The sequence below is a fragment of the Actinophytocola sp. genome (assembly GCF_035634895.1).
GTDB lineage: Bacteria > Actinomycetota > Actinomycetes > Mycobacteriales > Pseudonocardiaceae > Actinophytocola.
The window spans coordinates 8,758-20,650 of sequence record NZ_DASQCC010000209.1; the positions used below are offsets into that span (position 1 = coordinate 8,758).

Annotated in this window: 1 protein-coding gene; it reads left to right on the forward strand. The window is 74.5% G+C overall.

Annotated elements, in window-relative coordinates; translation table 11 throughout:
- Positions 1-11 precede the first annotated feature (11 nt).
- Positions 12-11,759, forward strand: a complete 11,748-nt coding sequence (locus VET29_RS31260; RefSeq protein WP_324927290.1) for an SDR family NAD(P)-dependent oxidoreductase — start codon at positions 12-14, stop codon at positions 11,757-11,759.
- Positions 11,760-11,893: the final 134 nt, after the last annotated feature.

Sequence of the window (11,893 nt, forward strand, 5' to 3'; positions counted from 1 at the left end):
AGGCTACGAGCATGCCGCGTACCGACCTGTTACGGCCATTACCCGAACTGCTCCGGGCCGGCGCGCACCGGTTCGGGACCCGGGTCGCGTTCGCCGACGCGGCGCTGGCCGTGACGCATGCCGAGCTGGACGAACGCACCGCGCGCGTCGCCGGTCACCTCACCGACCTCGGCGTGTGGCCGTCGGACCGGGTGGTGGTCCTTCTCGACGGCGTGCCGGCCGTGGAGAGCATCCTCGCGATCGTGCGCGCGGGCGCGATCGCGGTGCCCCTCGACCCGGCGCTCGACGCCGAGGAGCTGGCACGGCTCGTCGAGGACAGCGGCGCCGACACGGTGATCACCGACGCGGCCCGGCTGCCGCTGGTCACCGCCCTCGATCCGGTGCCGCTCAACGTGATCGAGGCCGCGTCGCTCGAGAAGCTCGCGACCACGGAGCCCGCGGAGCCGGCCGGCGACGAGCTGGGCCTGGACGACCTGGCGTTCCTCACCTACACGGCGGGCACGACCGGTCCCCGCAAGGGTGTCCTGTCCACGCAACGCAACGTGCTGTGGGCGGCCGCCGCCGCGTACGCCCCACTCCTCGGACTGTCCGAAGAGGACTGCCTACAGTGGTCTCGTCCGGTGCACGAGGGCCTGAGCTGGCTGGTGGCGGCCATCGCGGTCGGCGCGTCCGTCCGGCTGACCGCCGACGAGGCGGCGACGGTCGTCGCCGACGCCAGGGTCGTCGACGGAGAGATCGCGCTGTACGCGACCACCGAGACCTGCGGCCCGATCGCCCTGGCCTGGCCGGGTGACCCGCGTCTGCTGCCGGTGCCCGGGCTGAGCGTGCGGATCGTGGACCCGCTGACCGGCGTCGACCTCGGCACCGGTCAGGAGGGCGAGCTGTGGGTCAGCGGCCCGAACGTGATGGCCGGCGGCTACCACAACCTGCCCGACGCGACCGCGTCCGTGCTGCGCAACGGCTGGTACCGCACCGGAGACCTGGCCCGCCGCGACGAGTCCGGCTACCTCACGATCACCGGCCGCGTCGCCGACCTGATCCCGGTCGGCGGCGAGCAGGTGCGCCCGGCGCAGGTCGAGGCGGTGCTGCGGACGATCGACGGCGTGTTCGACGCCGCGGTCGCGGCCCGCCGGGACGACGACCTCGGCGCGACGCCCATCGCGTTCGTGGTGGCGCCCGGCTGCGACCCGGCGGCGCTGCTGTCCGCCTGCCGGGAACGGCTGCCACTGGCCGCGGTCCCGGTCGAGATCTACGCGGTGCCCGAGATCCCCCGCACGGCGCACGGCGAGGTGATCCGGCACCGGCTGCTCGCCGCCGGCGCACCGTGCCTGATCTCCGCCCAGCCGGTCCCCGCGGCCACCGCGAGCGCGGAGGTCACCGACGCGCTGCGTGCGCGCCTCCTCGACACGCCGACGGCCGACCGCGCGCGGGTCATGCTGGACCTGGTGCTCGCCGAGACCGTCGCGGTCCTCGGCGGCCACGCCCCGAGGACCGTCGGCGCCGAGGAGCCGTTCCGGCAGCTGGGTTTCGACTCGCTGTCGGCCGTTCGGCTGCGCGGCCAGCTGTGCGAGGTCACCGGCCTGGACCTGCCCGCGACCCTGATCTTCGACTACCCCACCCCGGACACGCTGGTCGAGCACCTGCTGCGGGAGCTGGGCGTCGCCGAGGAGACCGCGGCGACGGCGACCGCGGCGGTGCGGCTGGACGAGCCGGTCGCGATCGTCGGCATGGGCTGCCGTTTCCCCGGCGGCGTGACCTCGCCGGACGACCTGTGGCGGCTGGTGGCCGACGGTGTCGACGCGATCTCGGAGTTCCCGGCCGACCGCGGCTGGGACCTCGCCGCGCTGTTCGACGGCGACGGGCCCGGCACGATCAGCGCGCGGGCGGGCGGTTTCCTGCACGACGCGGCGGAGTTCGACGCGGAGTTCTTCGGGATCAGCCCGCGTGAGGCGCTGGCCATGGACCCGCAGCAGCGGCTGCTGCTGGAGACGGCGTGGGAGGCCCTCGAACGGGCGGGCATCGACCCGACCTCGTTGCGCGGCAGCGACGCCGGTGTGTTCGCCGGACTGCCGGTGCAGGACTACGGGCGGGGTGGTCATGCCGAGTCCGACGGTGTCGACGGCTTCCTGCTGACCGGCATCGCGTCGAGCGTGGCGTCGGGGCGGATCTCCTATGTCCTCGGCCTGGAGGGGCCGTCGCTGACGGTCGACACGGCGTGCTCGTCGTCGCTGGTGGCGTTGCACCTCGCGGCGCAGGCTCTGCGGAACGGCGAGTGCTCGCTCGCGCTGGCCGGCGGTGTGACGGTGATGTCCGGGCCGGAGACGTTCACGGAGTTCTCGCGGCAGAACGGTTTGTCGCCGGACGGCCGGTGCAAGGCGTTCTCGGCGTCCGCGGACGGCACGGGCTGGGCCGAGGGCGCCGGCATGCTGGTCGTGGAGCGGCTGTCGGACGCGCGGCGCAACGGGCACCGGGTGCTGGCCGTGCTGCGTGGCACGGCGATCAACTCCGACGGCGCGTCGAACGGGCTGACCGCGCCGAACGGGCCGGCGCAGCAGCGGGTCATCCGGCAGGCACTGGCGAACGCGGGACTCGTTCCGTCCGATGTGGACGTTGTCGAGGCGCACGGGACCGGCACGATGCTGGGCGACCCGATCGAGGCGCAGGCGTTGCTGGCGACGTACGGGCGGGACCGCGACCGGCCGCTGTGGCTGGGTTCGCTCAAGTCGAACATCGGCCACGCGCAGGCCGCGGCGGGCGTCGGCGGGGTCATCAAGATGGTGATGGCGCTGCGCGCGGAGCTGCTGCCGCGCACACTGCACGTCGGCGAGCCGTCGACGAAGGTGAACTGGTCCGCCGGTGCGATCTCGCTGCTGACCGAGCCCGCCGCGTGGCCGGCCGGTGACAAGCCGCGCCGGTTCGGCGTGTCGTCGTTCGGGATGAGCGGCACGAACGCGCACGTGATCATCGAGGAAGCCCCCGAGGAGGCCCCGGCGGATGCCCCGGAGGCCGCCGGGGCGGTCCCGTGGGTGCTGTCGGGCCGCACCGAGCAGGCGCTGCGGGACCAGGCCGCCCGGCTCCGGGCCTTCGCGGCCGGCCGGCCGGGGTCGCGGCCCGCGGAGGTCGGGCGGTCGCTGCTCGACACGCGTGTGCTGTTCGACCACCGTGCGGTGGTCACCGGCACGTCGCTGGACGAGCTGCTGGCCGGACTCGACGACCTGACCACGGTCACCGCCGCCGGCGGCAAGCTCGCGGTGCTGTTCACCGGGCAGGGTGCGCAGCGGATCGGCATGGGTTCCGCGCTGTACGAGGCGTTCCCGGTGTTCGCGTCCGCGTTCGACGAGGTCTGCGCACACCTCGACCCCGGACTCCGGGACGTGATCACCTCCGGCGACGGGCTGAACGACACCGGCAACACCCAACCGGCACTGTTCGCCGTCGAGGTGGCGTTGTTCCGGCTGCTGGCGTCCTGGGACGTCCGGCCGGACTTCGTGGCCGGCCACTCGATCGGCGAGTTGGCCGCCGCGCACATCGCGGGCGTGTTCTCGCTGGCCGACGCGGCCCGGCTGGTCACCGCGCGCGGCCGGCTCATGCAGGCACTGCCGGCCGGTGGTGCGATGGTCGCCATCCAGGCCACCGAGGACGAGGTGCGCCCGCACCTCACCGACGCCGTCGGCATCGCCGCCATCAACGGACCCACCTCGATCGTGATCTCCGGCGACGAGACGGCCGCACAGGCCGTCGCGGCCGTGTTCGCCGAGCAGGGCCGCAAGACCAAGCAGCTCACCGTGTCGCACGCGTTCCACTCGCCGCTGATGGACCCGATGCTCGCGGAGTTCCGGTCCGTGGCGGAAGAAGTCTCCTACGCCGAGCCGGCGATCCCGGTCGTCTCGACGGTGACCGGCCAGGTGGCCGGCGCCGAGCTGTGCGACCCCGAGTACTGGGTCGACCAGGTCCGCTCGGCCGTCCGGTTCGCCGACGCCGTCCGGACTCTCGAGTCCGCCGGCGTCCGCACGTTCGTCGAGGCCGGCCCGGACGGTGTCCTCACGGCCGCGAGCGAGGCGTGCCTCGCCGACCCGGACGCCGCGACCGCCATTCCGCTGCTGCGGGCGAACCGGGACGAGACGAGGACGGTCGCCGAGGCGTTCGGCCGGCTCGCCGCCGCCGGCTCCCCCGTGGACACCTCGGCGTTCTTCGCCGGCGCCGCGGTGGTCGAGCTGCCCACCTACGCGTTCCAGCGCCGGTCGTACTGGCTGCGCCCGGCAGGCACCGCCGACCTCGGCGCGGTCGGGCTCACCGCGACCGGCCACCCGCTGCTCGGCGCGCTCCTGGGCGTCGCCGAGTCGGACCGGCACGTGCTGACGGGCCGGCTGTCGCCGCGGTCGCAGCCGTGGCTCGCCGACCATGCCGTGCTCGACACGGTTCTCCTGCCCGGCACGGCGTTCGTCGAGCTGGCCGGCCGGGCCGCCGAGCACACCGGTGCCACGGCGATCGAGGAGCTGACGCTGCGGGCCCCACTGACGCTGACCGCCGACCACTCGGTCGACCTCCAGGTCTGGACCGGCCCGGACGACAACGGCAGGCGCACGGTCGAGATCTACTCGCGCCCGGCCGAGGGCGGCGAGTGGACCTGTCACGCGGCCGGCACCCTTACGGACCTTCCCGCCGCACCGTCCACATCGGACACACGAGCCGAGGCGCAGTGGCCGCCGGCCGGCGCGGAACCGGCCGGGATCGGTGACTTCTACGACTGGCTGCTGGCCCGCGGGTTCAGCTACGGCCCGGCGTTCCAGGGCGTGCAGGACGTGTGGCGCCGCGGCGACGAGCTGTTCGCACACGTGACGTTGCGTGAGGAGGAACGGCCCGGCGCCGTCAGGTTCGGCGTGCACCCGGCCCTGCTCGACGCGGCCATGCACTCGGTCGTCCTGCACCTGGACGACGGCGAGCGGCGGGGCCAGGCGTGGCTGCCGTTCTCGTGGCGAGGAGTCCGGCTGCACCGGCCCGGCGCGGCCGAGCTGCGGGTGCGCCTGACCCCCGACGGCACCAGCTCGGTGCGGGTCAGCGCGTCGGACGGCGAGGGCAACCCGGTGCTGGACGCCGAGTCCGTCGCGCTCCGGCCGGTCTCGACGCAACAGCTCGGCGGCGCCGCGACCCCGACCGCCGAGCTGTACGCCATCGAGTGGGCCGGCGTGCCGGCGCCAGCCGAGCAGGACACCGCCGAGGTGTTCACGGTCGAGCCGGCCGAGAATGCCGACGGGGTGCGGGAGTCCGCGCGGCGGACGCTCACCGCGTTGCGGGACGCACTCGACGGGACCGGCCGCCTGGCGGTGGTCACCCGAAGCGGCGACCTCGCGGGCGCGGCCGTGTGGGGGCTGGTGCGGTCGGCGCAGACCGAGCACCCGGACCGGTTCGTGCTCGTGGAGACGGACGGGACCGAGGAGTCCGAGCGTGCGCTTCCCGCCGCCCTCGCGACCGGTGAGGCACAGCTCGCCATCCGTGCCGGCGCCCTTTCGGTGCCTCGCATCACGAAGGCCGCACCGTCCACATCAGACGGACGACTGTTCGACCCCACGGGCACGGTCCTGGTCACCGGCGGCACCGGCGCGCTGAGCACCGCGCTCGCCCGCCACCTGGTCACCGAGCACGGCGCCCGGCGCCTGCTGCTCACCTCCCGTCGCGGCCCGGCCGCCCCCGGTGCCACCGAGCTGGTCGAGGAGCTGACGGCGCTGGGGGCGGAGGTGCAGGTGGTCGCGTGCGACGCGGCCGACCGGGCCGCCCTTGCCGCGGTGCTCGCGAAGATCCCCAGGAAGCACCCGCTGACCGCCGTGGTCCACGCGGCCGGGGTGCTCGACGACGGTGTCCTCGGGTCGCTCACGGACGAGCGCATGGACGCCGTGCTGCGCCCCAAGGTCGACGCCGCGCTCAACCTGCACGAGCTCGCCGGCGACGTCGAGCTGTTCGTGCTGTTCTCCTCCGTGGCGAGCGTCCTCGGCACCGCGGGCCAGGCGAACTACGCCGCCGCCAACGCGTTCCTCGACGGCCTCGCCGCACACCGGCACGCGCTGGGCAGGCCGGCGGTCGCGCTGTCGTGGGGCCTCTGGCTCCAGGACAGCGCCATGACGGCCAACCTCACCGAGGCCGACCTCGCGCGCCTCAACCGGGGCGGCGTCCTCCCCCACACCGTCGCGGAAGGTCTCGCGCTGTTCGACGCCGCGTGCCGCACGGGCAGGCCGCACCTCGTGCCGGTGAAGCTGGACCTGGCCGCGCTGCGGGCGTCGGCCGGCGCTCCCCCGCCACTGCACGGACTGGCGAGGACGCCGCGCAGGCGGGCGTCCGGCCGGCCGACCGCGTCCGCGCTGGCACAGCAACTGGCCGGCATGTCCGGCGACGAACGCCGCCAGCACCTCCTGGCGACCGTGCGCGCGCAGGTCGCGGCCGTGCTGGCGTTGCCGGACGCGGACGCCGTGACGGCGACGAACGCGTTCCGGCAGCTGGGTTTCGACTCACTCACCGCGGTCGAGCTACGCAACAGGCTCAACGCCGCGACCGGCCTGCGGCTGCCGGCCACGCTCACGTTCGACTACCCGACGCCGGAAGCCCTGACCGACCACCTGCTCGGCGAGCTGGGCGAGAAGGCCGACGAACAGCCGGTCACGGTGACTGTGCCGGACAAGCCCGTCCGGACTGACGACGAGCCGATCGCGATCGTCGGCATGGCCTGCCGCTACCCGGGCGGAGTGTCCACACCGGACGAACTGTGGGACATGCTGACGGCCGGCCGCGACGGGGTGACCGGGTTCCCGGCCGACCGCGGCTGGCACCTCGACACCCTGTTCGACCCCGACCCGGACCACCACGGCACGAGCTACGTCAGCCAGGGCGGGTTCCTGCTGGACGCCGCCGGGTTCGACGCCGAGTTCTTCGGGATCAGCCCGCGTGAGGCCCTCGCCATGGACCCGCAGCAACGCGTGTTCCTGGAGACCTGCTGGGAGGCACTGGAACAGGCCGGCCTGGATCCCGCCGCGCTGCGTGGCTCGCCGACCGGGGTGTTCACCGGGCTCATGACCCACGACTACGCGGCCCGGTCGAGTGCCGTGCCCGACGGCGTGGAAGGCTTCTGGGGCACCGGCACCGCGGGCAGCGTCGCGTCCGGGCGGGTCGCGTACACGCTCGGCTTCGAGGGCCCCGCGGTGACGATCGACACGGCGTGCTCGTCGTCGCTGGTGTCGCTGCACCTCGCCGCACAGGCGCTGCGGTCGGGCGAGTGCTCGCTCGCGCTGGCCGGTGGCGTGACGGTGATGGCCACGCCGGGCCTGTACGTGGAGTTCTCGCGGCAGCGCGGCCTCGCGAAGGACGGCCGCTGCAAGGCGTTCGCCGCGTCGGCGGACGGGACGGCGTGGGCCGAGGGCGTCGGCGTGCTGGTGGTGGAGCGGCTGTCGGAGGCGCGGCGCAACGGTCACCCGGTGCTGGCGCTGCTGCGCGGGTCGGCGGTCAACCAGGACGGCGCGTCGAACGGGCTGACCGCGCCGAACGGGCCGTCGCAGCAACGGGTGATCCGGTCGGCACTGGGTAGCTCCGGGCTGGCACCGTCCGATGTGGACGTGGTCGAGGCACATGGCACCGGCACCACGCTGGGCGACCCGATCGAGGCGCAGGCGTTGCTGGCCACCTACGGCCAGGACCGCGACCGGCCGCTGTGGCTCGGTTCGCTGAAGTCCAACATCGGGCACACGCAGGCCGCCGCCGGAGTCGGCGGGGTCATCAAGATGGTGCTGGCCATGCGGCACGGCGTGCTGCCGAAAACCCTGCACATCGACGAGCCGAGCCAGAAGGTCGACTGGTCGGCCGGCTCGGTGGAGCTGCTGACGTCGCCGGTGCCGTGGGAGCGGAACGCGCGGCCGCGGCGGGCGGGCGTGTCGTCCTTCGGTGTCAGCGGCACGAACGCGCACGTGATCATCGAGGAGTCCCCGGACCAGCCCGCCGTCCCGGCGGGCGGGGCGCCGCCGATCATCCCGTGGGTGTTGTCGGCCAGGAGCGAGCAGGCGCTGCGGGACCAGGCGCTGCGCCTCAAGTCCTTCGTGGAGCGACAGCAGCCCTCGCCCGCGGACGTCGGACTGTCGCTCGCGACCACCCGGGTCACCTTCGACCACCGGGCCGTGGTGACCGGCGCGTCCGCGGCCGAGCTGTTGGCCGGGCTCGCGGACCTGTCCGCGCCGGGTGTGGTCACGGGGACTCCGGTGGGCGGGAAGCTCGCCGTGCTGTTCACCGGGCAGGGCGCGCAGCGGGCCGGCATGGGTTCCGCGCTGTACGAGGCATTCCCGGTGTTCGCGGCCGCGTTCGATGAGGTCTGCGCACACCTGGACCCCGGGCTGCGGGACGTCATCGCCTCCGGCGACGGGTTGAACGACACCGGCAACACCCAGCCCGCGTTGTTCGCGTTCGAGGTGGCGTTGTTCCGGCTGCTGGAGTCCTGGGGTGTCCGGCCGGACGTGCTGGCCGGCCACTCCATCGGCGAACTGGCGGCCGCGCACGTCGCCGGGGTGTGGTCCCTGGCGGACGCCGCCCGGCTCGTCACGGCTCGCGGCCGCCTCATGCAGGCACTGCCGGCCGGCGGGACGATGATCGCCATCCAGGCCACCGAGGACGAGGTCACCCCGCACCTCTCCGGATCGGTCGGCATCGGCGCCGTCAACGGGCCGGACTCGCTGGTGATCTCCGGGGCCGAGGAGGCCGCGCAGGCCGTCGCCGCGATCTTCGCCGAGCAGGGCCGCAAGACCAAGCGGCTCACCGTGTCCCACGCGTTCCACTCGCCGCTCATGGCGCCCATGCTCGACGAGTTCCGGGCCGTGGCGGCCACGATCACCTACGCGGAGCCGGCGATCCCGACCGTCTCGACCGTCACCGGCCAGGCCGCCGACTGGACCGACCCCGAGTACTGGGTCGACCAGGTCCGGCAGGCGGTCCGGTTCGCCGACGCCGTCGCGACGCTCGCGGCCACCGGCGTCGCGACCTTCCTGGAGGTCGGCCCGGACGCCGCGCTGACCGCGCTCGGCGGCGACGCGTTCGTCCCGACCACGCGGCGCGACCGCGACGAGGTGGCCACGGTGACCGAGGCCGCCAGCCGGCTGCACACGCGCGGGCTCCGGCTCGACCTGCCGGCACTGTTCCCGGGTGCGCGCCGGGTGGACCTGCCGACCTACGCGTTCCAGCACCAGCGGTACTGGCTGATCACCCCGGAGTCGGCGGGCAGCGCGACCGGCCTCGGGCTCGGCACGACCGGCCACCCGCTGCTCGGCGCCGCGCTCGGCCTGGCCGACTCGGAGCGGGTCGTGCTGACCGGCCGGCTGTCCGTCCGGGACGACCCGTGGCTGGCCGACCACGCGGTGCACGGCACGATCCTGTTGCCCGGCGCGGCGTTCGTCGAGCTGGCCCGGCGGGCCGCGGAGCACACCGGGCTGGACGCCGTCGAGGAGCTGACCCTGCACGCGCCACTGGTGCTGGCGGACAAGGCGGTGCACGTCCAGGTCGAGGTCGGCGAGCCGGCGGAGTCGGGCCGCCCGGTCCGCGTCCACTCCCGCCGCGAGGACACCGACGAGCCGTGGACGCTCCACGCGACCGGCCTGCTCGCCGCCGCCGAACCGTCCGCGGTGGACGTCGGCGAGTGGCCGCCCGCGGCCGCGACCCCGGTGGCCGTCGAGGAACTGTACGACCGGATCGCGGCGCTGGGCGTCGACTACGGCCCGGCGTTCCAGGGCGTGACCGCGGCGTGGCAGCAGGGCGACGAGCTGTTCGCGGAGGTGACGCTGCCGGCGGAGCTGGCCGCGGACCGGTACGGGATCCATCCGGCGTTGCTGGACGCGGCGCTGCATGTGCTGTTCGTGCCGGAACGGCCGGCCGGGCAGGTGGTGCTGCCGTTCAGCTGGAGCGGTGTCCGCGTGTTCGGCACGGGTGCGACGTCGGCGCGGGTGCGGATCACCCGCACGGGCCAGGACGCCTACGCGCTGTCGCTCGTGGACGGCACGGGTGCCCCGGTGGCGTCGGTGGACACGCTGGTGGCCCGCCCGGTGAGCGCCGACGCGTTGAGCACGGGCCCGGACTCCCTGTACCGCCTGGACTGGGTCCCGGCACCCGCCGGCACCGCGTCGCACGGCGAGGTGCTGCGGATCGAGCCGGGCGGCGACGTCCACGCGGTGCTGCACGACACGCTGGCCGCGCTGCAGTCGGCGGCCGGCGACCTGGTCGTGGTCACCCAGGGCGCCACGACCGGCGAGGACCTGGCCGGGGCGGCCGTGTGGGGCCTGGTGCGCTCGGCACAGACCGAGCAGCCGGACCGCTTCACGCTGGTGGACCTCGACGGCACACCGGCCGCCGAGGAGGCGATGACGAGACTGCCGGACGAGCCCCAGCTGGCCGTCCGCAGCGGCACGATCACCGTACCGCGCCTGGCGAAGGCGTCGTCCACTTCGGACGGCAGGTTGTTCGACCCGGCCGGGACCGTGCTGATCACCGGCGGCACGGGGTCGTTGAGCGCCGGGCTCGCCCGGCACCTGATCGTCGAACACGGCGCGCGGCACCTGGTGCTGACGTCCCGCCGCGGCCCGGCGGCCCCCGGCGCGGCCGAACTGGTGGAGGAGCTGGCCGCGTTGGGCGCACGCGTGGACGTCGTGGCCTGCGACGCCGCCGACCGCGCCGCGCTCGAGTCGCTGCTGGCGGGCATCCCGTCGCTGGCGGCCGTGATCCACGCGGCGGGCGTGGTCGACGACGGCACGCTGGAGTCCCTGACGCCCGAGAAGCTGGACCGGGTCCTGCGTCCCAAGGTCGACGCCGCGCGAAACCTGGACGACCTGGTCGGCGAGGTCGACCTGTTCGTCCTCTTCTCGTCGGCCACGAGCATCCTGGGCACGGCGGGCCAGGCGAACTACGCGGCGGCGAATGCGTACCTGGACGCGCTGGCGATGTCCCGCCCCGGGGCCGTGTCCCTGTCGTGGGGCCTGTGGGCGAACGACAGCGCGATGACGAGCCACCTGAGCGAGGCCGACCTGGCCCGGATCAACCGGGGCGGCGTGCACGCCCACACGGTCGAGGAGGGCCTGGCCCTGTTCGACGCCGCGTGCCGTGCCGGCGAGGCCCACCTGGTGCCGATCAGGCTGGACCACGCGGCCCTGCGCACGGCGACGGACGTCGCCGCGCCGCTGCGGTCGTTCACCAGGCCCCGCCGCACGGCGTCGAAGCAGCCCACGGTCGCGCTGGCCGAACAGCTGGCGGGCCGCACGGCGGAGGAGCAGCGAGCGTTGCTGCTGGACCTGGTGCGGGCGAACGTGGCGACGGTGCTGGCACACGGCGGGCAGGAGACGATCCCGGCGGAGCAGGCGTTCAAGCAGCTCGGCTTCGACTCGCTGACGGCCGTGGAGCTGCGCAACCGCCTGAACACCGCGACAGGACTGAAGCTCCCCGCGACACTGACGTTCGACTATCCGACGCCGCAGGCCCTGGTGGACCACCTGCTGTCGGAGCTGGGCGGCAGCCAGTCGCGGCTACGCCTGCGCACGCTGGTCGAGGCCATCGCGAAGCTGGAGACGACGCTGGACCAGCTGGCCCCCACCGACACCGGCGAGACGGACGTGGCGGCCACCCTCCAGCGCCTGCTGACGAAGTGGCGCGACAGGACCACCGCCGAACCGGCCGCGGAGGACGACCTGGACTCGATCACGGCCGACGACCTGTTCGACCTCCTGGACGACGAACTGGGCGACGTGGCCTGACGAGCGGACCGAGGGCGTGCCCCGGAAGCCGGCGGCTTCCGGGGCACGCTCGTCCGGAGAGCCCAACCGGATCGGATGCGCCGCGGTCGCCGAGCGCGCGGCTCCGGGAGCGCGGTTCCGGAGCGCCGCCGCGT

What these genes read in the sequence shown, in the direction of transcription:
- VET29_RS31260 (WP_324927290.1), top strand. Translation starts at nt 12, where the DNA reads ATGCCGCGTACCGACCTGTTACGGCCATTACCCGAACTGCTCCGGGCC.